We start from the raw sequence: 22,516 nt of genomic DNA on the forward strand, positions 1-22,516 counted from the left end.
CGTCGTTTCCCGCCGCACAGCCACCGGTATCGCGAAAACGGCCTCGGCACTCACGACTCACAATCTATCCATAGCGAACGTGGGTGGCGCCGCTGTCAAGGCGACTTAGTCTAAGTCTCCGCCGCAAGCCGAGCACGCGCGTGTCCGCGGTTGTCCGCTCTGTCGGCAGGCCCCGCCTACAGCTGCACGACGGACAAGTACGTTGAGACCCGACTCCCCCCGATACGGAGCGGACTGCCCTCGTACTGTTCGACCTCCAGGTGGAACGAGTCGCCGCTATCAACGTCGAGGACGGGGCGGCTCGCCTGGAGCTGCCAGTCGTTTGGGCCCTCTGCGAACGCCTGTGCGACCCCGACATTGCCGTTCCTCCTGACGGTGAACCAGTGGTTCGTTCCGGACGAGGGCTGGTCGCGCAAGAAGATACCGCCGGAGACCAGATAGTTCCCTGGCTCGGTGACCTCGATAGTGTAGTTCGAACTGCTCCATTGGCTTCGCTGGTCGATTTCGACGTTCTGGAACTCGATCGTCGTCGAGCTCCCAGACGGAACCGACTGGCCGTAGGCGTCCCAGACGGTCGTGCCGACGTCTGTCGCGACGACCGTATCGGCCTTCACGCGGATGGCGCTGACCGTCTCCGGAGAGATGTCGTCGCCGGAGTGCAAGCCAACGAACCAATCAAACAGAAGTAGAACTCTATTACCGCTGGACTGAGAATGGATCGTACCGATCACAATAGTGTGCTGAACTTACCCTCTGTATGCCGCAGGCCGTTTGGATCGACTGGGTAGGGTTTCAACAGAGCCAGTCCACCACTTTTCTATCCAGGAGTCTTTTATCAGATCAATGGATCAGTGGTCCCGTCGTGAATTCGTTCGGATTGCAACGGTCGGAGCGGGAGCGGGAATTGCCGGGTGTAACGCTCTTTCGCCGTCAGAGTCGACAGAAAACGATTTCCAGACAGAACAGACCGATCAAAAATCCGCAGGTAGCTCCGAGCCCATATCGGGACGAGTTGTCGACATAGAGGGCGAGGAGATCACCGGTGCGACGCTGAAAGCGATCGTTCCAGGGAGCGGATTCGTAGCCGAGACAACCACTGATGAGCAAGGACGATTTGATGTAGTGGAGGTCGACGGACCAATCTGGCTTCGCGCAGCGAAAACGGATTTTATCGGACGGACTGTCGCTGTGGCTCCGGGAACAAGTCCTCGTATCAGACTCTCACCTCGTGAGGGAACAGTCGCGCTCAGTTTCGGCGGCGACGTAATGTTTGGCCGTCGGTTCTACGAGGACGACCACCCTCTCGAACCGCACTTCCAGATTCGACCTGATGACCGGATGGAATCACACCAGACGATACTACAGTACATTTCCCCACTGTTACAGGACGCCGATCTCACGTCAGTGAATCTCGAAACACCGCTGACGACGACGGCATGGAGACACCCCTCCAAACGGTACCACTTCGTATCGAACCCGGACGCCGCACCCGCGATGGCCGATGCCGGGATCGACTATGTCGCACTGGGGAACAACCACACGCTCGACGCGTTGACGCCGGGGTTGGATGAGACGTTACAGGCACTCTCTGCTGCAGGGATCGAATGGTCTGGTGCCGGCAGGTCCAGCACAGAAGCGTGGGAACCGACGTACTTCGAACGGCGGGGACTTACCATCGGGTTGGTCTCCTGTACTACCGTTACGGGCGACCAGTACGATATCGATTGGTCAGCCGACGACAACCAGTCCGAGACATATGCAGTGTCGGGGGACGACGTGGCCGGGACACCCGACACTGAGCAACTGACGGTCTCCGGGAGTGTCGGGGTAGCAGCGGCGACTCGCGACCGAATATCTCGGACGGTATCAGAAGTCGATGCGAACGCGGACGTAACCGTCGTCCAGATCCACGGCGGATCCGAGTATCAACAGGAACCGACCGACAAAATCAGACGCCTGACTGAAACGGCAAAGACAGCCGGTGCAGACGTTGTCGTCAATCACCATCCACACGTAACCGGTGGAGTGGAACTGCAGGATGAGACACTGGTCGCGTGGACGCTTGGAAACCTCGTGTTCGACCAGGAGTTCTGGTCGACGTTTCCATCGTATATCTTGACGGTCCACGTCACTGACGATGGTATCACCAGAGCGTACGTTGACCCCCTTCTGATTGAAGGCTACGTTCCGAAAGGGGTGGTCGACAAACCGAGGACGTGGCAACTCCGGGAAACAGCCGCGTTGTCGTCGGATGAGTTCTCGCTTGACCACAACAGGCTGGAGTACGTCGCAAGAGACGAGACACCGGCCCGGACAGCAACCCGAACGCTGGACGGAGACGGGACAATATACACGCGGAACTCGGGATGGGTCAACCGAGTCATAGACGGGGCGGAATCTGTCGAACTGGGCCGTGACCTCCTTCCGACTGGAACGTTCGACGACCCTGATATCGACGACGGGCGGCACGAAGGTCCGTTATGGCGGTTCAGTCGTGGATCAGACTCCAACGGTCCGGAGTTCGGATACGACGGGAGTGGCGGGATTCAACTTTCCCGAACCGCAGACAACACCCAGCGGTCGATTCTGACGACGGCCGAGCGTGTCCCCCTAACCGGGCGGACGACCCTTCTCGGCCAGTACCGCCACGAGACGGATACCCGACTGGAACTGCTCGTGCGATGGTACGAGTCGACCAGTGGTTCGGCACTCGATTCAGTGTCGATCGATCTCGACCGAACGACTGGCTGGGAACGTCTCGAACGGTCGCTGTCGACACCTGAGGAAGCGGCCTATGTCCGCCTTTATTTCCGGCTCTATCCTCCCGACGACGGAGAGAAACGTGTCGCCAACTTTGACAACATTCAGTTGGTCGAATGGACCGATTCAGTAACTAGCGGCGGCAAAAACTACGATTACCTCCGCGTACACGAGTCGTCAACCATCGAGTTTACATCGAGTAGCCTATCTGACGAGGCTATCTCGTGGGAAGCTCTCGATTAATCTATCTCGGCACGGAACGAGGGTGATATTGACGAACTTGGGCAAAAAATCGGTCAGTCGGTGTTTGACCTCTACGACCTCGAGGACGAAGACGTACAGGAGCACGTAAACAGGTACAACGGTCAGCACGATTCCGTTCGGCCGCTAGACCCGCTGGAGTGACCTCTGTTTACGTACTAGTTCACAACAGTCTCACTCCACGAGCGCCGGAACACCGCTTTCGTGACGTTTGTGCACTTCTTTCCCGAAATGTATGGATAGAAAGCTGGCCTCGGCACTCATAGGGCTCGTCGTCCCGCGGGTGCCAGCCCGGGTCGGAGCGGTCGCATCGTCATCGGCCGATTTTACGTACGGCTCGGGCGGTGTTAGGGCTTCGGCTCAGTCGTCGAGTGCGTTCGCGGATGCGTCAGCCTGCGTCTCCCAGAGGCTCGCGTACATCCCGCCGTCGGAGGTGAGGGCGTCGTGCGTCCCCATCTCCGCGATTCCGCCGTCGTCCATCACGACGATGCGGTCGGCGTCCTTGATCGTGGAGAGGCGGTGCGCGATGACGAACGCGGTTCGATCCTCGATGAGCGTCCGCAGGGACTCCTGAATCAGCTCTTCGGTCTCGGTGTCCACGTCGGACGTGGCCTCGTCGAGCACGATGATAGCGGGGTCGTTCAGGAGCGCGCGGGCGATGCTGAGCCGCTGGCGCTGGCCGCCCGACAGTTTCACGCCGCGCTCGCCGATCTGGGTGTCGTACCCGTCCGGCAACTCCCGGATGAACCCGTGGGCTTCTGCGGCCTTCGCGGCGTCCACGATGCGCTGGTCGACGTCGTCCCCGCCGAGCGCGGTGAGGTCGCCGTACGCGATGTTCTCCGCGACCGTCCCCGAGAACAGGTAGGGGTTCTGCTCGACGACCCCGATGTGCTCGCGGAGGCCCTGGAGGTCGTACTCGCGCACGTCCGTCCCGTCCACGCGAACCGCGCCGGAATCGACGTCGTAGAATCGCGGGACGAGCTTCACGAGCGTCGACTTCCCCGCGCCCGTCTCGCCCGCGAGCCCGACAGTCTCGCCCGGCGAGACGTCGAGGCTGACTCCCGAGAGAATCTCCTCGGTGGTGTCGTAACTGAAGCGGACGTCGTCGAACTCCACGTGGCCCTCCACGTCCTCCCGATGCGTCGGGTTCTCGGGGCTGGTGACGGTTGGTTCGTGGCCGAGCACGCCGAAGACGCGCTCCGCGCTCGACTTCGCGCGCTGATAGCGGTTCGCGGTCACGCCGATGCGGCGCATCGGCGCGTACAGCCTGCGGAGGTAGAGGAAGAACATCGTGAACGTCCCCGCGGTGATGGTGGACGCGATGGCGACCGGGCCGGCGCGGAACTCCCCGCGGATGACCATCTCGCCGCCGACGAGGAGGATGCCGACGAACGCCACGCCCGTGAGCACGCGGATGGTCGCGAAGAACGCGCGACGCAGCCGGATGGCCGCGACCTTCTCGTCGTGGTACGTCTCGGACTGGTCTGCGACCCGGTCGAGCTCGAAGTCGTAGCGGTCGAACGCCTTGATGACTTTCGCGCCCCCGATGTTGTTCTCCAGCCGGCTGTTCAGGCGCGCGACCGTCTCCCGGATGCGCTTGTACTTCGGTTCGATCCACGTCAGGAAGTAGACGCTCGAGACGCCGATGATGGGGACGGGCGCGAGCGCGATGACCGCGAGCGGCGGCGACACGTAGAACAAGACCACTCCGATACCGCCGACCGTCGCGACGACGCGGATTATCTGGCGGAGTTCGTCGTTCAGGAACCGCTCCAGGCGATTGATGTCGTTGTTCAGAATCGACATCATCGCGCCCGTCTGATGGCGACTGAAGAAATCGAGGGAGAGCCGCTGCATGTGGTCGTACGTGTCGTTCCGGAGGTCTCGCTGAATCTTCTGAGCGGTCGACTGCAACAGGTACCGCGAGAGAAAGCGCGTTATCGACCGCACGACGTACGCGACCGCAGCGATGAGCGCGAGCCGCCGGAGAAGCGCGATTCGGGCGGCGTCGGTCACCAGCGGGTCGCTCGTCAACAGTCCGAGCTCCGCGAGCAGGCCGGGCTTGCCGCTTCCCGTGATGACGCGGTCGACCGCGGCGGCGACGATGAGCGGCGGCACGAGCCGAGCGACGCGCGTGACGAGCGACGTGAGAACTCCGACGGTCAGACGTTTCCAGTACGACTTCGCGTACCGGAGTAACCCCAGCATGGGATGGCCGTCCACCTCCTCCCGGACGTTCTCGAACCCCCCGAGTTCGTCGGACACGACAACAGGCTCGAACGCCCCGATGAAATCCCCTGCGGCCGCCCGCACAGATTTCCGGTACTCAGATACCCGTCGGCGCGTCCAGCACGGTCGTCTCCACGCCCCATTCGTCGGCGAGGTCGGCGAGCGCGTTCACGCCGAACGTTTCGGTCGCGTAGTGGCCGGCGAGATAGACATGCACGCCCGCTTCCTTCGCCTGATGGTAGAGTTTCTGTTTTCCCTCGCCGGTGACGAAGGCGTCCGCACCGCGTTCGACGGCGGCGTCGAACCAGTCCGCGCCGCTCCCGGTCACGACCGCCACGTCCTCAATTTCGCGGGGGCCGAAGTCGAGGTGGCGAACGCCGCCCGCACCGTGATCCAACTCGGATTCGAGCGTCTCCCGCACACGCTGTGGACTGAGGGCGTCGGCGGTGCCGGCGAGCCCGATGTACTCCGGCCCCATCGCGCCGAAGCGCTCGCGGCCGGCGAGACCGAGGAGGTCCGCGAGACCGGCGGCGTTCCCGAGCTCCGTGTGCCCGTCGAGCGGGAGATGGGCGACGTAGAGCGCCACCTCCTCCCGAATCAGGGGTGCGACCCGGTCGAAGTCCCGGCCGGTCACGCGCTCGATACCGCCCCACGACAGTCCGTGATGGCTGACGAGGGCGTCCGCGCCCGCCGAAATCGCGTCCTCGATGGTTTCGACGGCGGCGTCAACCGCGAACGCGACGTGCTCGACCTCCCAGTCGCCGCTTCCTACCTGAAGGCCGTTCGCGCTCGCGTCCAGATCCGCGTAGTCGCTCGTCCGCAGCTCCTCGTCGTACAGCGCCGCGAGTTCGGAAACCTCCATACGGGTACACTGAGCGCCCCCGCCATAGGTGCGGCGAACATTCAAATACGAAACCGCGGCCAACCGGGAGCGTGCAGTAACAGTCGCCCCGGGGCGTTCAGCGATAGCGCGTCACGCCGCCCCGGAGATGGAGTGACGCCTGTCAGCCCCTACTCGCCGGCGGCGTGCGCGAACACGAAGTCCCGGAGGAGTTTCGCCCCCAGCACTGCGGCCTGGCCGTCGTCGCGGTCGTTCACCTCCACCACGTCGAACGCCGACGCCATCGGTGCGAGATCGCGGACGAGTCGCCGCAGCGTCCGCGACGACAGCCCGCCCGGTTCCGGCGTCCCCGTCCCGGGCGCGAACGCCGGATCCGCGGCGTCCACGTCCACCGAGACGTAGACCTCTCCCGAGAACGACGGCGACCACGACCGAACCTCGTCCGGTTCCACTACGGTCACGTCGTCCTCGCGGGCGCGCTCCCACTCTGCGCCGCTCCCCGAGCGCGCGCCCACGACGTACGCCTCGTCCGCAACCGAGAGCGCGTGCCGCGTCACGGTCGAGTGACTCAACGGGTTCCCGTCGTACGCGTCGCGGAGGTCGAGGTGCGCGTCGAGCGCGACGAACACGTCCGGGTCTACCGCTCGAACGCCCGCGACGGACACCGTGTGTTCACCCCCGACGAGCAGCGGCACCGCGTCGTCCCACACCACGTCCGTGAGCGTCCCTCGGAGGTAGTCGAGGTACGCCTCGGCGTCGTCCCACGCGCGGACATCGCCCGCGTCGTGCACGCCGAGCGTCGAGAACGACTGGTCAGTCCGGTGGTCGTAATCCTCGAACGTTCGCGCGAACTGGCGGACGCGATCCGGTCCGAACCGCGTGCCCGGCTGAAAAGACGTCGATACGTCGAGTGGTGCGCCGACGACCACGTAGTCGGCGTGCTTGCGGTCGGCGGTCGCACCGGGAAACATCTATTCGAGAACCTTCCGCTTGCCCTCCCACTCCAGGTACTCGATGTCGTCGTCAGGCTCTACGGAGATCTCGTCGGGGAGTTCCATGGTGATCGTCTCGTACGTATCGAGATCCATCACCTGCACGACGTTCTCGGACTCCTTCGCGACGACCTGGCCCTGTTTCCGGTTGACGATGGGCACCCAGACCTTCGCGTCGACAGGCTGGCTGAAGCTCCGCTTCTTCTCGTCGAAGACACCACGGGCCTCGACGCGCGCCTTCGCGCTCCCGTGCTTCCCGGGCTTCGCGGTGGAGTACGCGTCGATCTTGCACGCCGCGTCGTCGATGATGACGTAGTTTCCTTCCTGGAGTTCGCGAACCTGCTTCTGCTCTTTCGCCATGCACGCGGATTCTCGACGTGCGAGTATAAACCGTTTGGAACGCGACGACCGCCCTACGCGCGGAGGACGGCGCTCACGCGCTCCAATCCCGCGTCCAGTTCGTCGGTCGGCAGGCCGAATCCGATTCGGAAGTAGTCGTCGTACCCGAAGCAGTCCCCGGGCGCGAGCACGACGCCCGCGTCCTCCACGACGGTGCGGCAGAACTCCCGCGACCCCGCGTACTCATCCGGAACGGTGACGAACCCGTTCACGCCCGTCGGGTCGTGCCAGTCGAGGCCGTGTTCGTCGAGCCAGTCCGCGACGATGTCGTGGTTCCGCGCCGCGACTTCGTGGTTCGCCGCGAGAATCTCGTCCTCCTGTTCGCCGAGCGCCTGCCGGGCGACGTGCTGGCCGAAGACCCCGGGCGAGATAGTCGTGTAGTCCTTCCACTCGACGGCGGCGTCCACGACCGCTTGTGAACCGCAGAGCCAGCCGAACCGAAGGCCCGCCAGCCCGTACGATTTCGAGAGGCTGGACGTGCTTATTCCATAGTCGCCCAGGCTCGCCACGGGCGGCGTCGGGTTCTCGGCCAGCAGTCGGTACACTTCGTCGCCGAGCAGGTAGGCGTCGTGAGCCGCCGCCACGTCGTAGAGTTCCTCGACAGTCTCGGCGTCGTGGTGGCGGCCGGTGGGATTGTTCGGGTTCACGAACGCCACCACGTCCGTCTCCGGGCGTATCGCGTCACGGACGGCGTTCACGTCCAGTTCCCACTCCGGCGGTTCGAGGGAGACTTCCGTCACCTCGCCGATGGTGTCGGGGACGGCGGTGAGCGCCTGGTACGTCGGCGTAACGACGACCGCGTGTCCGCCCTCGCCCATCAGCGCGTGGTACGCGAGGAAGTTCGCTTCCTGCGCGCCGCACGTGAACGCGAGTTCGTCCCGGGAGCGGTCGTGGCGGCCCGCGACCTCCTCGCGGAGCGCAGGATCGCCGTTAGTGGGGATGACGTACCCGAGTTCGCCCGGGTCGGTGTCGAAGCGCCCGCTGTCGAGACTCCTGATGCCCGATTCCGCGAGCATGATGTCCGCGTCGTGTTCGTACTCGTCGAACCATCGTTCGAGGTCGAACGTCTCGATGTCCATACTCGGGCTACGCGAACCCACGCAAAAGGCCGGCTGGTATCACTCGTTTTTGCGCTCGCGGAGGCTCTGCCGCGTGAACTGCGGGGTCGCCTGCAGGCGTTTTCGCTTCCGGAACGACCGGTAGAGGTAGAACGCCGTAACGGTTGCGAGTCCGGCGGTCACGGCGGCCGCGCGGAGGTGGGCGTCCGCGTACAGGTAGGACGTGGAGAGCACGGACACCGCGAGCAGGAGGCCGAGTACGATGCGTCTCCCGAGGCGGTCGACGACGTCGTTCGAGTCCTCGATGCCGGCGCGGACGTAGAGATCGTCGCGGTCGACGCGATCGAGCGCGCGTTCGAGTTTCGGCGGGACGCGGACGGCGGACTGCGCGGCGCGCGAGAACTGCTCGCCAGTCTCCTCGACGAACTGGCGCGCGCCCTCCTCGCGGTAGCCCGAGTCACCGAGGTAGTCCGTGGCGACGGAGATGAAGTCGAAGTCGGGGTCGAGCGTCACGCACACGCCCTCGACGACGGTCGCGACCCGGAGGACGAGCGCGAGGTTCGCGGGGAGGCGAAGCGGGAAGTCGTAGATGGTGTCCTCGACCTTCCCCACGATCTGCTGGACGCGGTAGGTCTCGATGGACTCGCCGCGGGCGTCCCGAATCGCGAGCTCCATCACCTCCGCCATCGTCGCGCGGTCGGCGTCCGGACTCAGGGTGCCGAGTTCGACGAGCGTGTCGAGAATGGCCTCGATGTCCTGGTTCGCGACCGCGATGTAGAAGTCGACTATCTTCTGCTGGACGAACTCGTCCGCGCGCCCGCTCATTCCGAAGTCGTAGAAGACGATGGTGCCGTCGTCCTGCACCGCGAGGTTCCCCGGGTGGGGGTCAGCGTGGAACACGCCGTCCTCGATTATCATCTGGAGGTACGCGCGCTCCAGCGTCTCCGCAACGGCGTGCCGGTCGACGCCGCGTCGGTCGAGCTCTTCGACGTTCGAAATCTTCGTTCCCGGGACGTACGCCATCGTGAGCACGCGCTCCGTCGAGTAGTCGTCGTACACGCCGGGGATGGCGATGCGGTCGTTCTCCGCGAAGTTCTCCCGGATCTCCGCGAGCATCTCAGCCTCCCGCGCGTAGTCCATCTCCTCGCGAATCGTCTTCGCGAACTCGTCCGCGAGGTTGTCGAGGCTGAACGCCCGCGCCTGTCCGACGAACCGCTCGACGAGCGGGATCGTCCACCGGATCACGCGCAGGTCGGCCTCCACGAGGTCTTCGATGCCCGGCCGCCGCACCTTCACCGCGACGGGTTCGCCGTCGATTTCCGCCGTGTACACCTGGCCGAGGCTCGCGCCGCTGATGGCGTCACGGTCGAAGTCGTCGAACGCCTCGTCCACGTCGCCCACGTCCGCTTCGAGCACCTCCCGCGCCGCCGCCCAGTCCGCCGGCGGCACCTGGTCTTGCAGTCCCTCCAGCACGTCGACGTACTCCGGCGGCAGGATGTCCGGTCGAGTGGAGAGCAGTTGGCCGAGTTTGATGAACGTCGGGCCGAGCGTGAGCAGGCTGTCGAGCAACCGCTGGGCGCGCCGCACCCGCATCTCGCTCGACACCTGCCGCCGCCCGCCGAACAACAGGTACTTCCGGCGGTCGCGGAGGTACGCGGCGATGAGCGGGGAGAACTGCCAGAGCACGACGACGAACCGCCGGTACGCGCGCAGCACCGCCACCGTCAGCCCTCTATCTCTATCTTGCGGCCCCGGCCGGCCTTCGGGAGCGTCACGGTCAGCACGCCGTCGTCGAGCGACGCGGCCGCGTCCCCGTCGGTCGCGTCCGGCGGGAGCGGGAGTTCCACGTCGAGGAAGAGCGCGCGGTCTTCTCTGTGGTACGAAAAGCCCGCGGGAGCGTCCTTCTCGCGGCGCGCCTCCACGCGCAGCACGCCGTCCTCGACGCGTACGTCGGTCGTGTCGACGGTCGCGCCCGGAACGTCGATGACGATCCGGTAGGCGTCCTCGGACTCGTGGAGATCCACGGAGACGGCGTCGGGAAGTTCGCGGAGCGCGTCGCGGAAGCCAGTCATATTCACGTGTTCGCGCGCCGGGTCGAAAAAACCGACGGGCGTTCCGCGACCCGCTGGCTTTAGACGGCCGACGGCCCAACCCCCGGATATGAACGCAGACCGCCAGGAGGCCGGATTCAAGAATCGAACCCGGCTCTCGGACGCTCGCGACACCCTCTCCGAGGTCGTCGACCCCCACGGCCGCGTGGAGTCAGTTCCGCTCGCCGACGCCGACGGCCGCGCGCTCGCCGCGTCCGTGAGCGCGGCGCGCGACGTCCCGCATTACGACCGCGCCGCGATGGACGGCTACGCGGTGCGCGCCCGCGACACGTTCGGCGCGGGCGACCGCTCGCCCGCCGTCCTCCGACAGACCGAGGGCGACGTTGGGCCGGGGGAGGCCGCGCGCGTCCACACCGGGAGCGCGATGCCCGACGGCGCGGACGCCGTCGTGATGATAGAACACCTTACCGCGGTCGGCGACGAACTCGAGGTGTTCGGCCCGGTCGCGGAAGGCGAGAACGTCGGCGCCGCCGGCGAGGACGTCGAGGACGGAACGCGGTTGTTCGAGACGGGTCACCGTCTCCGCCCGAGCGATTTGGGGCTCCTCCGCGGAACGGGCGTCACCGAGGTCTCCGTGTTCGAGCGTCCGTCCGTCGCGGTGATCCCGACGGGAGAGGAGCTCGTGGACGCCGACCCGGGGCCGGGCGAGGTGGTGGAGACGAACGGCCTCACCGTCTCGCGGCTCGCCGAGCGCTGGGGCGGGACGAGCCGATACCGCGACGTCGTGACTGACGACACGGACGCGCTTCGCGCCGCCATCGAACGCGACCTCGACGCCGACGTGGTGGTGACGACGGGCGGGTCGTCCGTCGGGGAACGCGACCTCGTCCCCGACGTGGTGGCCGACATCGGCGAGGTCTTGGTGCACGGCGTCGCGCTCAAACCCGGTCATCCCGTCGCGTTCGGCCGCGTCGAGGACACGCTCGTCGTGATGCTCCCAGGGTATCCGGTCGCGTGCATCGTCAACGCCGTCCAGTTCCTCCGCCCTGCAATCGCCCGCACCGGCGGGTTCGACCCCGAACCCCATCCCCGTCGGGAGGCGACGCTCGACGGGAAACTCGCGAGCGAACCCGGGACGCGGACGTTCGCGCGCGTCACCGTCGACGGCGACACCGCCACGCCCGTCCGCACCTCGGGGTCGGGGATCCTGTCTTCGGTCGCGCTCTCTGACGGCTGGGTCGTCGTCCCCGAGGACGCGGAGGGCTACCCGGCCGGCGAGACGGTCACCGTGGAGTTCTGGGAGGGCGAGCGATGACCCGCAAGGAGTTCCGCGACCTCTCCTCGCCCGCCGAGGCGCGCGAAGTCGTGGACGCCCTCGACCTCTCGCCCGGCACCGAACTCGTCCCGTTGGCGGACGCTCGCGGCCGCGTGCTCGCTGAGCGCGTGGACGCCGACCTCGACGTCCCCGGGTTCGACCGCGCGTCCATGGACGGCTACGCGGTGCGCGCCCGCGACACGTTCGGCGCGACCGAGTCCGACCCCGTCGTGCTCGACCGCGCGGGCACCGTGCACGCCGGCGAGACCCCCGACGTTTCCGTCGCGTCCGGCGAGTGCGCCGAGGTGTCCACGGGCGCGGTCGTCCCCGACGGCGCGGACGCGGTCGTGATGGTCGAACGCACCGCCGAAGTCGAGTCCGGCGACGGCATCGAGGTTCGCACGGCGGTCGCGCCCGGCGAGAACGTGATGGTCGCGGGCGCGGACGTGGCGGCGGGCGAGCGCGCGCTCGGCCCCGGAACCCGCCTCACGTCCCGCGAAATCGGCCTCCTGTCGGCGCTCGGCGTCGCGGACGTCCCCGTTCGGGCGAAACCCCGCGTCGGCATCGTCTCCACGGGCGACGAACTCGTCCGGCCCGGCGACCCCCTCGACTCCGCCCGCGGCGAGATTCACGACGTGAACACGTACACCATCGCCGCGGGCGTCGAGGAGGCCGGCGGCGACCCCGTCCTCTACCCACACGCCGGCGACAGCGAGGCCGAGATGGAACGCCAGCTCCGCGAGGCCGCAGATGAGTGCGACCTCGTGCTCTCTTCCGGGTCTACGAGCGCGAGCGCCGTCGACGTGGTTTATCGCGTCGTCGAGGACCGCGGCGAACTCCTCCTGCACGGCGTCGCCGTCAAGCCCGGGAAGCCGATGCTCGTCGGGGAACTCGGCGGGAGCGCGTACGTCGGCCTCCCCGGCTACCCCGTGAGCGCGCTCACCATCTTCCGGACATTCGTCGCCCCGAAAATCCGGGACGCCGCCGGCCAGCCCGCCCCGCCCTCCGCGACCGTCACGGGTCGAATGAGCGCGCGGGAGCGCTACGGCGAGGGCCGTACCCGTCTCATGCCGGTCGGCCTCGTCGAGGACGGCGACGGCGAGACGCTTGTCTATCCGGTGGACAAGGGGAGCGGCGCGACCACCAGCCTCGTCGAGGCCGACGGCGTCGTCACCGTGGACGCGGACACCGACTACCTCGACGCGGGAGAGCGCGTGGACGTGCAGTTGTTCTCGCCGGACGTTCGCCCGCCCGCCCTCCTCGGCGTCGGCGAGGACGACCCCGCGCTCTCCCGCGTCCTCGACCGCGTTCGGGGGCCGCGCTACCTCTCCTTCGGCACCCGCGAGGGCGTTCGGCGGCTCCGCGACGACCTCCCCGACGTCGCCGTCGCCAGCGGCCCGCTCGACCGCGACGTTGCGGGCGACGAACTCGCGTCCTGGACTCGGGAGTGGGGGCTCGTCACCGCCCCGGACGGCCCCGACAGCCTCGCCGCCCTCGTGGACGGCGATTACCGGTTCGTCAACCGCGACACCGCCTCCGGCCTCCGGACGTCCTTCGACGCCGCGCTCTCCGCCCTCGCCGCCGACCGCGACGCCGACTCCCTCGCGGAGCGCATCGACGGCTACGACTTCACCGTGAAAGCGCACGCCAGCCCCCCGCGGAAAGTGCTTGAGGGCCGCGCTGACGCCGGCCTCGGACTGCGCGCGACCGCCGCCGACCTCGGCCTCGACTTCGTCCCGCTCGGCGACGAACCGGTGCGCGTCTTCGTGAACTCCGAGCGCCGCGAGAAACCCGGTGTCAGCGCGCTCACGTCAGCGCTCGCCGACCTCGACGCCGTTCTCGACGACCTCCCGGGATACGGCCGATGACGGTCGTCGACGGCCACACCGACGTGCTCCTCCGGTGCGTGGACGCCGCCCACTCCGCCGCCGCGCTCCGCGCCCGCGAGACCGGCCACAACTAGAACTCGAACCCGTCGACCGTCGCCACGCGTACGGTGCGAACGCCTAAGAACACTCAGCCCTGCGTCTCGACGCTGCTCCCGAAGTACTTGTGCACGACCTCGGAGACGGAGTCGGCCTTGAAGATGTCGAGGTCGGCTTCGATCTCGTCCGTGAACGCCTCCCAGTACTCGTCGTCCGTCTCGAACCCGCGGTACTCGACGGCGAGCACGGGCACGTCCAGCGCGTCCTCCGTGAGTCCGCGGAAGTGCTTCCTGTCCTCCAGTTCGCCCCGCCAGAGGTTGTCCCGGAAGAACAGCCACCCGGAGTTCCCGGGGGTGTCGGCCTCACGGTACAGCCGCGTCTCGAACTCGTCCGGCTCCACGGACACGTCTTTCGTCGGGTCGAGGCGGAACCGCACGTGGAAGACGTAGCGCGCGTCCATCTATCGGAGCGCGTTCGACTCCTCCGCCAGTTCGATGTCCTTGCCCGTGATACCGCCCTCCTCGTGGCTCGTGAACCGCACCGCGACCTCCTCGTACCGAATCACGATTTCGGGGTGGTGGAACTCTTCCTCCGCGAGCTCGCCGATTTCGGACGCGAACGCGACGCCCTCGAGGTAGTCGTCGAACTCGAACACGCGCACGATTTCGTCGCCGTCGCGCGTCCAGCCCTCGGGAAGCCGTTCCGCTACCTCGTCATCGTCGAGTAGTTCTGCCATACTCCAGGATTCCCGCGCCAGCCTCAAAACAGTACTCGCTAGTCGTCCTCGGTCTCGGCGGCCGCCCACGCGCTCGGGTCGGCGTCCGCGAGCGGACTGCTGCCGTCGAGGTCGGGGTCGAACAGTTCGAGCGCGGTCGCGATGGTCTGCCAGTCGTCGTCCTCCGCCGCGTCCCGCAGACTCCGCGTGGGCGCGGCGAGAATCTGGGAGACGAGGGAGTCCGCGAGCGCCTCCACCGTCTCCCGCTGGGCGTCGTTCAACTCGCCCTCCGCGTCGAGCTTCGAGAACGCGGTGTCGAGCTCGCGCGCCTTCAGGCGCTCCGCGCTCTCGTACATCGTCGCGATGACCTCGTCCGCGCGCTTTCGCTTGTACTGCGCGAGCAACCGCTCGAACTCCTCGGTGACGATGCGCTCGACATCGCGGGCGGCGTCAGCGCGCTTATCCCGCGTCGCGTCCGTGACCGCCTCGATGTCGTCGAGGTCGCGCACCCACACGCCCTCGACCTCCGAGACGGCGGGCGCGACGTCCCGCGGCTGCCCGAGGTCGACGAGGAGCGTCTCGCCCGCGCCCTGCACGGTCTTCTTCGTCACGAGGGGGTCGTCGCTTCCGGTGGCGGTGACGACCACGTCCGCTGACGCGACGTGGTCGTCGAGCGCGTCCAGGCTCACCGCCGCGCTCGCCGTCTCCAGCTCTTCGAGCACCCACTCGGCGTGCGTCACTGTGCGGTTCGCGACGACGAGGTTCTCCGCCCTGCTCGCGTCGAACGCCTTCGCGGCGAGCGCGCCCATCTCGCCCGCACCGACGACGAGCGCGCTCGCGCCCGCCAGCCCGGTCTCGCGATCCGCGAGCCGGGTCGCCGCGCTCCCGAGGCTCACCACGCCCTCGTTGATCGTGGTCTCGTTCCGGGCGCGCTCCCCGACGTGCAACGCCTTCGTTACGGCCTCGCGGAGCACGGGGCCGATGCCACCAGCCTCCCGCGCCGTCTCGAACGCGTCCCGGAGCTGGCCCAGAATCTGGTCTTCGCCGAGCACGACCGATTCGAGGCCGGCCGCCACCCGGAGGAGGTGGCGAAGGCTCGCCTCGTGGTTCATCCCGACGACGGGCGCGTCCCCGAACACCGCGTCGAGCGCGCGGTCGCCGGTGGACTCGTCGTCCGCCACCACGTACGCCTCCACCCGGTGACAGGTCTGCACGGCGAACGCCTCCCGGACGCCCGGCTCGTCGAGCAACGCGGTGACCACGTCCGCGTCGCTCCCGAGCCGCGCGGCCTCGATATCGTCCAGCGTGGCGTGGTCGTGCGAGACGCGAACGCCCGCGATGACGCCCAAGTTCTCGTTCACGGTGAGTACTGCTCCCCGAGTTCGTCCGCGAGGACGACCTCGGCTTGTTGGCGAGGATTCGCCCCACGCGTACGTAAAGCCTTCCAAACCGACGGCGCTCGCACCAGCCGCCGCACTGCCCTCCGCCGGTCGTCCGGCGGGACGCCCGCCGCCTTCAGCTCCTCGCGGACCGCGCCGGAGAGGTCGGCCATCCCGCCAGCGCCCGCTATCTCGTCCGCCACGCGCTCCCGGAGGTGCTTCGCGAGCGCGGGACTCGACCCGCCCGTCGAAACCGCGACAGTCACCGGGTCGTCCTCGACGGTCGCCGGAACGGTCACGCTCCCCGCTCGCCGCCCCCCGGATTCGTCCGCGCGATTCACGAGCGAGCCGTGCTCGCGCGCCGCCTCCTCCGCGGCGTCGTTCACGTCCGCAGAATCCGTCGCGGCGACCACGAGCACGGGCTCGACGCGCTCCACCCACTCCGAAACCCCGTTCGGGCCGGGGGCCGCGCGGACGAGGTCGGCGTCACCGAACGCGGCGTCCGCGAACTCGGGACTCACGACTAGCACGTCCGCCTCGCTCGCGAAGTGACGGGCCTTCCGCGCGCCCACCCGACCGCCGCCGAACACCAGCACGGCCTCCCCCCTGAAGTCGTGCGCGAGCGGAATCATCTACTCCTCCGAGTCCGCCTCGGTGTTCGCGTCCGCGCGCTCCGCCATCCGAAGCCCCGTCTTCTTGAGGATTCGCGTCGAGAACAGCGTGTCCCAGTCGTCGTCCCCGACGTCCCAGTACTCGCTCATCACCTCTCGCACCTGCTGGATGCGCGCCTCGCTCTCTTCCTCGCTGCGGCCGTGCGTCATCGCGAAGAAGTTGTACGGCCACACGCCCTCGTGGCGCGGCCGCTCGTAGCAGTGCGTCACGAAATCGAGACTCGCGACCGCCGGCCCGACCTCCGACACGGCGTCGTCCGGCACGTCCCACACCGTCATCCCGTTCTCCGTGTACCCGAGCGCGTAGTGGTTCGGAATCACGCCCACCCGCCTGACCTTCCCCTCCTCGTTGAACCGCCTGAGCGCCTCCACCACCCACTCGGCGTCCTGCCCGATCTCCGCGGCCACGTCCGCGTACGGCGTCGGCGTTATCGGGAGGCCGTCCTGGATCGCGAGCACGAGGTCGCGCTCCGCCGGCGTCAACGCCTCCCGATCCGTCCGGGCGGGGCTCGGTCCGAGGTGCGAGAGGTCTACGTCGCCGTCCTGCACGGGGCCGTCGACGAGGAACTTCGCCTCCACGCGGAACTCCTGTTGCTTCGGCAGATTGTACGTCTCCTGGCCGGTCTCCTCCTCGATCTCTCCGAGCACCTCGCCGACGCGCTCCTCGTCCGCGACGGAGAGCACGAACCACATGTTCAGGTGGGGGTGTTCGCGCTCGTAGTTGTGCGCGACCTCCCGGTGGTCGTTCACCAGCTCGGCGGTCTCTTCGAACGACTCCGCTGGCGCGTGCATCGCGACCAGCGTCGCCTGCCCGCCGATCTCCTCCGCGTTGATGAGCGCACCAAACCGCGTCAACACTCCCTCGTCGTCTAACTCTCGAACCAGCTCCACGAGCTCCGCGGCGTCCACGTCGATACCCCGTCCGCGGAGCGCTTCCGCGGCCGGTTCGAACGGATGACGGACGACCGGAAACCCGCCCTGGAACGCGTTGATGACCGCGCGTTCCCGGTCGTCGAGGCCCGTCTCAGTCATACCCTCGACTGGGGGATGAGCACAGATAAGCGCACTCGTTCCCCGCTCCTACGCGAAGTACTCGTCCTCCGTCACGCCGACGACCTCGTCCGCGTTCGCCACCTCGCGCAGGTCGGCGAGAACCGCGTTGTGATCGTCCGTCGCCTCCCAGTACAGCACCACGTCGTACGTCCCCTCCCGCATGAGCTGCTGGCACTCCCAGACGAACTCGTCGCCGTCGATGGTGCGGCCGTGGTGCTGGTTCACGCCGAACTCGTCGCTGTCGTTCCCCGAGTACACGTACGTGTCCTCGTCCGTGACGTGCTCGGCGATAGCGTCGCCCGCGTCGAGCGTGAGCTGATGCATCATGCTCTCCTCCTCCCCGTCGAGACTCGTGTGGACGACCGCGCCGTGTAACTCGATGTCGCCGGGCTTGAGGAGTTCGACCGCGCGCCGGTAGAGGTCCGCGTTCAGCGTCTCACTCATACGTCCTACTGGGGCGGAGCGCGCCATACGTCTCACGGTCCCGGTCTACCACTCCAGAAGGCTGATACCCCTTCGCTGCCCACGGACGAGTGATGCGAGACTGGCTGCGCCGCCGCGTCCGCGCGGGCTACGAGCGACTGCTCTCCCGCGAGGTCGACGGCGCGCCCGAACACGTCGCCGTCATCCAGGACGGCAACCGCCGGTACGCCCGCGAACGCGGCGGCGAAGCCACCGACGGCTATCAGGCCGGCGCCCGAACCACGGAGGAGATGCTGGACTGGTGCGCCGACCTCGGCGTCGAAGAACTCACCCTCTACGCGTTCTCCACCGAGAACTTCGAACGCCCCGAGGAACAACAGGAACACCTCTTCGACCTCCTCACCGAGAAACTCCACGAGTTCGCGGACGCCGACCGCGTCCACGACCGCCGCGTCCGCGTGCGCGCCATCGGCGAAACCGATCGCCTCCCCCCGCGCGTCCGGGACGCCATCGCGTACGCCGACCGCCGCACTCGCGGCTACGACGGCTTCACGCTCAACGTCGCGCTCGCGTACGGCGGCCGCGCCGAACTCCTCGGCGCCGCCCGCGACATCGCCCACTCCGTCCACGCGGGCGACCTCAGCCCGGACGACGTGACCGTCGACGAGATCCAGGGACACCTCCACCCCGACCGCGTCCGCGACGTCGACCTCATCATCCGCACCGGCGGCGACGAACGCACCTCGAACTTCCTCCCCTGGCACGCCAACGGCAGCGAAGCCGCCGTCTACTTCTGCGCGCCGTACTGGCCCGAATTCTCCAAGGTCGACTTCCTCCGCGGCATCCGCACCTACCAAGCCCGCGAGAAATCCTGGCAGCGCGCCCGCCTCGAACGCGCCCTCGCCCTCGTCCGCGCGTTCGGCAGCGCCGAACTCGACGACGCCCGCGCAATCATCGACCGCCTCCGCACCCGAACCGCCATCGACCTCCCCGACGAAGAGCCCGCGGACTAACTCCTACGGCCGACGGAACGCAAATCGGGGATTCACTACATTCGGCCTACCGGCCGAATTAGCGCAAGACCTCCGGCCTTGCTGAGTTTGGACGGCTCGCTGACGCTCACCGTCCAAACTAGCGCAAATCACAGATTTGCCGCGTTTGGCCTAGCGGCCAAACCTCCGCTGACGGTTCTGGTAATCCCTGATGGCGCGGAGGTAGTCGCGCTTCCGGAAGTCCCGCCAGTTCACGTCGGTGAAGTAGAGTTCGGCGTAGACGGACTGCCAGATCATGAAGTCGCTGAGGCGTTCCGCGCCGGTCTTGACGACGAGGTCGGGTTCGTCGGGGAAGACGAGGCGGGACTCGATCTCGGATTCGTCCACGTCGTCGGGGTCGAGGTCGCCGGACTCGACGGATTCGGCGATGGACTGGACGGCGTCCGCGAACTCGTGTTTGCCGCCGAGACCCACCGAAATCTGGATGGGTGCGTCGGCGCGTTCGGTGTCGTTGGGGCCGCGGACGGCGAGCTCGCGGGGCGCGTCGACGGCGGCGAGCTCGCGCTCGAGCGTCGGAACGGCGGCCTCGTCGAGCACGCTCACGTACACCGTCACGCGCTGTGCGCCGTAGTCGAACGCCCACGCGAACGCGTCGCTGAGCGTGTCGTACGCGCCCTGCTCGAGGAGGTCGCGTTCGGTGAGGACGAGCGCGACGTGGTCGGGGGTCGGCGCGTCGTCCCGGCGTACGCGAACGGCGAGGTAGTGGTCGTAGACGCCCACACCCCGTTTCCGCGGCGGGCGGCCTAAACCCCTCCGCTGTTCGGGAGTCTTAAGTGCGGCGCAGGTGAAGGAACGGCGTTACCGTGACTCTCCCGCTTCGGCGGGCGGCGGCGTACGCGTTCTGCAGTCTCCTCGCGCTCACCGCCCCCTTCCTCGGCCCGTTCGCCGCCGCCCCGTTCGCCGTGGTGGCGGCCGCGGCCTACGTCGTTCGGGACGGCCCCCTGTTCCGACTGCTCGCGTTCCCGTGGGACGAACAGGCGGAACGCCTCCGCACGTTCGTCGGGTTCGCCGGCGGCGCGGCCGGTCTCGCGGTTCTCGTGCCCGCGCTGGGACTGCCCGTCGTCGTGTACGTCGCGACCGTCCTCGCGCTCGCGTTCGGCGACCTCGGCTATCGCGCCGTCCTCGACTACCGGGAGTCCCGCGTGTACGCAACCGCGGGATTCGGCGTGCTCGGCACGCTCGCCGCCGTCCTCGGCCAGCTCGCGGTCGTCGAAGCCGGCGCGACGGCCGCCGCCCCGCCGACGTACGCGTTTTTCGCCACGACCGCGGCGTTGCTCGCCGCGCTCCTCCGAGCCGTCTTCACCGAACGCGACTCTCCGCTCCTCCTCGCCGTCATCGCCCTCCTCCTCTGGCTGTTCTGGGCCGTCGCCGACCCCGTCTCCTGGACTCGCATCGCCGTCGCGTTGGCGCTCACCGTCGGGTTCGGCGCGCTCTCCTTCGCCGTCGGCTCCAGCTCCATCCCCGGACTCCTCACCGGCGTCTTCCTCGGACTGCTCGCCGTCGTCCTCGGCGGCTACGGCTGGTTCGCCGTCCTCATCACGTTCTTCGGCCTCGGGAGTTTCGCCACCAAGTACCGCTACGAGGAAAAGGAATCCCGGGGCGTCGCCGAGGAGAACGAGGGCGCGCGCGGCAGCGGGAACGTCCTCGGGAACTCCGCCGCCGCGCTCGTCGCGCTCCTCCTGTTCGCGTCCGCCGACCACCTCCCGTGGGGCGCGTCCGTCTTCCTCTACGCCTACCTCGGAAGCGTCGCCACCGCGCTCGCGGACACCCTGTCGAGCGAAATCGGCGGCCTCTACGGCCCGCCCCGCCTCCTCACAACGCTCGAACCCGTCCAACCCGGAACGGACGGCGGCGTCACCTGGCAGGGCGAACTCGCCGGCGTCGCGGGTGCGACGGTCATCGCGCTCATCGGCCTCGTCGCGTTCTCTCTTCCCCCGCTCGGTGTGGCGATCGTCGTCGCCGGCGGCCTCGTCGGCATGACCGTGGACAGCCTCGTCGGCGCGACGCTCGAAGGCGACCTGTTCGGAAACCAGTCCGTGAACTTCATCGCGACGGCGTCCGGCGGCGTCGCCGTCGCCCTCATCGCACTCCTGTTACTCTAACTCGGAAACCGTGTGCACGCGGACGGCCGCGGGCTGTTTCACGTACTCACCGCGCTCTGTCCCGACGATTCGGCCGACGCCGCGCTGCGCCGCAACGTCCAGCACGCGCTGGGTCACTGCACCGTCCAGCACGACCAGCGCCGGCACCGGGTCGGCGTCCACGAGCGCGTCGAACACGTCGTCCGCCGCGACCGCCGCGAGTTCCGCGCGTTCGCCGTCGAAGAAGTACGCCTCCCCCGACCCCGCAACGTCGGCCGCGAGATCCGCCATCGACGCCGGCTCGGCCGAGCGACCGGATTCCGTCGCCGAGGCGTCCTTCGATACCGCCGGTTCGTCGGCCTCGACCTCCTCGCCTGCCGTGCACGCCTCCGTGTCGGTGTCGCCGACCGCGGGCTCGGCGGGCGCGTCGGTCTGCGGTTCGGCGGGCGCGGGGACGGTTTCGGTGCTGCCGTCGGTCACCGCGGTGGGGGTGTCGGCGCTCGCGTACGGCGTCTTGTTCCGGAGCGCGGCGTCCACTTGCTCGCGCGGGAGGTCTTCGACGGACTCGCCGTCGGGCGCGCGGGCGACGTAATCGATGTCGCCGACCTGTTCGAGTTCGCGGCGGATGAGGTCGCCGCCGCGGTCGCCGTCGAGGAAGACGGTCGTCGTGCGTTCCCGGGTGAGGTCGGCCACCGCGGCCGGGACGTTCGTGCCCTCGACCGCGATCGCGTTCTTCACGCCGTACCGGAGGAGGCGCTTCACGTCCGCGCGGCCCTCCACGACGACGACCGCGTCCGAGGACGCGACGTGCGGCCCCGCCGGCAGTTCCTCGTACTCCGTGATGTCGGCTTCCTTCGCGGACTCCCGGACCTCGTCCAGTATCTCCTCGCTGTCGAGCACGCCGTCGTCGAACGCGGTCGCGAGCAGTTCCTTCGCGCGTTCTTTCACCTCGCGGCGCTTCGCCGCGCGCACGTCCTCGATGTCCGTGACGCGCACGCTCGCCCGACAGGGACCGATTCGTTCGACCGCCTCCAGCGCGGCGGCGAGGACGGCGGTCTCGACGCGATCCATGCTGGACGCGATGGTGATCGTGCCGGTGGAACGACCCTCTGTGTGCTCGACGCTCACGTCGATCCGGCCGAGTTTCGACGAGCTCTGGAGGTCGGGGATGTCCAGGTCGTCCCCCAGCAGGCCCTCGGTCTGCCCGAAGGCCGCGCCGACCACGTCGCTGCGTTCGATGACGCCGTCGGCGGTGAACTCGGCGTGGATGAGGTATTTGGAGGTGTCTTCCATCGGCGGTGTCGGAGAAAA

General features: G+C 67.8%; 21 protein-coding genes. 5 read left to right on the top strand and 16 right to left on the bottom strand.

Annotated elements, in window-relative coordinates; all coding sequences use genetic code 11:
• Nucleotides 1-176: 176 nt before the first annotated feature.
• Nucleotides 177-662 carry a hypothetical protein gene (locus tag FQU85_RS06865; protein ID WP_145846092.1) on the bottom strand — a complete coding sequence of 162 codons (486 nt, stop codon included), beginning with the start codon at nt 660-662 and terminating at the stop codon, nt 177-179.
• Nucleotides 663-843: 181 nt separating this feature from the next.
• Here FQU85_RS06865 and FQU85_RS06870 point away from each other — a divergent pair, with 181 nt between their 5' ends.
• The gene (locus tag FQU85_RS06870; RefSeq protein WP_145846094.1) at nt 844-3,003 is read left to right on the top strand and encodes a CapA family protein; all 2,160 of its coding nucleotides are present in this window, start codon (nt 844-846) and stop codon (nt 3,001-3,003) included.
• A 378-nt stretch (nt 3,004-3,381) separates the two neighbouring features.
• Here the strand turns inward: FQU85_RS06870 and FQU85_RS06875 are convergent, their stop codons facing one another.
• The 7 genes from FQU85_RS06875 to FQU85_RS06905 all read right to left on the bottom strand — a co-directional run bounded on the left by FQU85_RS06875 (nt 3,382) and on the right by FQU85_RS06905 (nt 10,612).
• Nucleotides 3,382-5,286, bottom strand: a complete 1,905-nt coding sequence (locus FQU85_RS06875) for an ABC transporter ATP-binding protein (RefSeq protein WP_145846098.1) — start codon at nt 5,284-5,286, stop codon at nt 3,382-3,384.
• A gap of 61 nt (nt 5,287-5,347) precedes the next feature.
• On the bottom strand, nt 5,348-6,112 hold the full coding sequence (locus FQU85_RS06880) for a Nif3-like dinuclear metal center hexameric protein (RefSeq protein WP_145846100.1): 765 nt from the start codon (nt 6,110-6,112) through the stop codon (nt 5,348-5,350).
• Between the two features lie 149 nt (nt 6,113-6,261).
• Nucleotides 6,262-7,062: an agmatinase gene (speB, locus tag FQU85_RS06885; protein ID WP_145846102.1), complete on the bottom strand. Its 801-nt coding sequence runs from the start codon at nt 7,060-7,062 to the stop codon at nt 6,262-6,264.
• Nucleotides 7,063-7,443, bottom strand: a complete 381-nt coding sequence (locus FQU85_RS06890; RefSeq protein WP_145846104.1) for a translation initiation factor IF-5A — start codon at nt 7,441-7,443, stop codon at nt 7,063-7,065.
• Between the two features lie 53 nt (nt 7,444-7,496).
• Complete coding sequence (locus FQU85_RS06895; protein WP_145846107.1) at nt 7,497-8,561, bottom strand: aminotransferase class I/II-fold pyridoxal phosphate-dependent enzyme; 1,065 nt, start codon at nt 8,559-8,561, stop codon at nt 7,497-7,499.
• Between the two features lie 39 nt (nt 8,562-8,600).
• Complete coding sequence (locus FQU85_RS06900; RefSeq protein ID WP_145846109.1) at nt 8,601-10,262, bottom strand: AarF/ABC1/UbiB kinase family protein; 1,662 nt, start codon at nt 10,260-10,262, stop codon at nt 8,601-8,603.
• Nucleotides 10,263-10,264: 2 nt separating this feature from the next.
• Nucleotides 10,265-10,612 (bottom strand): Hsp20/alpha crystallin family protein, encoded by a 348-nt coding sequence (locus tag FQU85_RS06905; RefSeq protein WP_145846111.1) that lies wholly within the window; start codon nt 10,610-10,612, stop codon nt 10,265-10,267.
• Nucleotides 10,613-10,700: 88 nt separating this feature from the next.
• Here FQU85_RS06905 and glp point away from each other — a divergent pair, with 88 nt between their 5' ends.
• Together glp and FQU85_RS06915 are read left to right on the top strand one after the other, a co-directional pair.
• The gene (glp, locus tag FQU85_RS06910; RefSeq protein ID WP_145846113.1) at nt 10,701-11,906 is read left to right on the top strand and encodes a gephyrin-like molybdotransferase Glp; all 1,206 of its coding nucleotides are present in this window, start codon (nt 10,701-10,703) and stop codon (nt 11,904-11,906) included.
• Nucleotides 11,903-13,774, top strand: a complete 1,872-nt coding sequence (locus tag FQU85_RS06915; RefSeq protein ID WP_145846115.1) for a molybdopterin biosynthesis protein — start codon at nt 11,903-11,905, stop codon at nt 13,772-13,774. Before glp ends, FQU85_RS06915 begins: the two co-directional genes overlap by 4 nt.
• Before the next feature lie 148 nt (nt 13,775-13,922).
• Here the strand turns inward: FQU85_RS06915 and lwrS are convergent, their stop codons facing one another.
• The 6 genes from lwrS to FQU85_RS06945 are packed head-to-tail and all read right to left on the bottom strand — an operon-like array spanning nt 13,923 to nt 18,093.
• A complete protein-coding gene (gene lwrS, locus FQU85_RS06920; RefSeq protein WP_145846117.1) occupies nt 13,923-14,291 on the bottom strand; it encodes an LWR-salt protein in 369 nt (122 codons plus the stop codon).
• Nucleotides 14,292-14,567, bottom strand: coding sequence for a 4a-hydroxytetrahydrobiopterin dehydratase (locus FQU85_RS06925; protein ID WP_145846119.1), 276 nt, complete (start codon nt 14,565-14,567; stop codon nt 14,292-14,294). It abuts the gene before it with no gap.
• Between the two features lie 38 nt (nt 14,568-14,605).
• Nucleotides 14,606-15,907, bottom strand: coding sequence for a glutamyl-tRNA reductase (hemA, locus tag FQU85_RS06930; protein ID WP_145846123.1), 1,302 nt, complete (start codon nt 15,905-15,907; stop codon nt 14,606-14,608).
• A complete protein-coding gene (locus FQU85_RS06935) occupies nt 15,904-16,557 on the bottom strand; it encodes a bifunctional precorrin-2 dehydrogenase/sirohydrochlorin ferrochelatase (protein ID WP_145846125.1) in 654 nt (217 codons plus the stop codon). Before FQU85_RS06935 ends, hemA begins: the two co-directional genes overlap by 4 nt.
• Nucleotides 16,558-17,628, bottom strand: coding sequence for an Lrp/AsnC family transcriptional regulator (locus tag FQU85_RS06940; protein WP_145846128.1), 1,071 nt, complete (start codon nt 17,626-17,628; stop codon nt 16,558-16,560). It lies immediately after the preceding gene.
• Between the two features lie 48 nt (nt 17,629-17,676).
• A complete protein-coding gene (locus FQU85_RS06945; protein ID WP_145846132.1) occupies nt 17,677-18,093 on the bottom strand; it encodes a DUF5778 family protein in 417 nt (138 codons plus the stop codon).
• 92 nt (nt 18,094-18,185) lie between these two features.
• On the opposite strand from FQU85_RS06945, the gene uppS reads away from it, so the two are divergent.
• On the top strand, nt 18,186-19,085 hold the full coding sequence (uppS, locus tag FQU85_RS06950; protein WP_145846135.1) for a polyprenyl diphosphate synthase: 900 nt from the start codon (nt 18,186-18,188) through the stop codon (nt 19,083-19,085).
• Between the two features lie 150 nt (nt 19,086-19,235).
• Here the strand turns inward: uppS and FQU85_RS06955 are convergent, their stop codons facing one another.
• Nucleotides 19,236-19,844: an undecaprenyl diphosphate synthase family protein gene (locus tag FQU85_RS06955; protein WP_145846137.1), complete on the bottom strand. Its 609-nt coding sequence runs from the start codon at nt 19,842-19,844 to the stop codon at nt 19,236-19,238.
• An 83-nt stretch (nt 19,845-19,927) separates the two neighbouring features.
• Here FQU85_RS06955 and FQU85_RS06960 point away from each other — a divergent pair, with 83 nt between their 5' ends.
• The gene (locus FQU85_RS06960) at nt 19,928-21,226 is read left to right on the top strand and encodes a DUF92 domain-containing protein (RefSeq protein ID WP_145846139.1); all 1,299 of its coding nucleotides are present in this window, start codon (nt 19,928-19,930) and stop codon (nt 21,224-21,226) included.
• Here FQU85_RS06960 and dnaG read toward each other — a convergent pair.
• On the bottom strand, nt 21,218-22,498 hold the full coding sequence (gene dnaG, locus FQU85_RS06965) for a DNA primase DnaG (RefSeq protein ID WP_145846143.1): 1,281 nt from the start codon (nt 22,496-22,498) through the stop codon (nt 21,218-21,220). The two genes, FQU85_RS06960 and dnaG, sit on opposite strands and share 9 nt — an antisense overlap.
• Nucleotides 22,499-22,516 lie beyond the last annotated feature (18 nt).

This window comes from Salarchaeum sp. JOR-1 (genome assembly GCF_007833275.1).
Lineage (GTDB): Archaea > Halobacteriota > Halobacteria > Halobacteriales > Halobacteriaceae > Salarchaeum.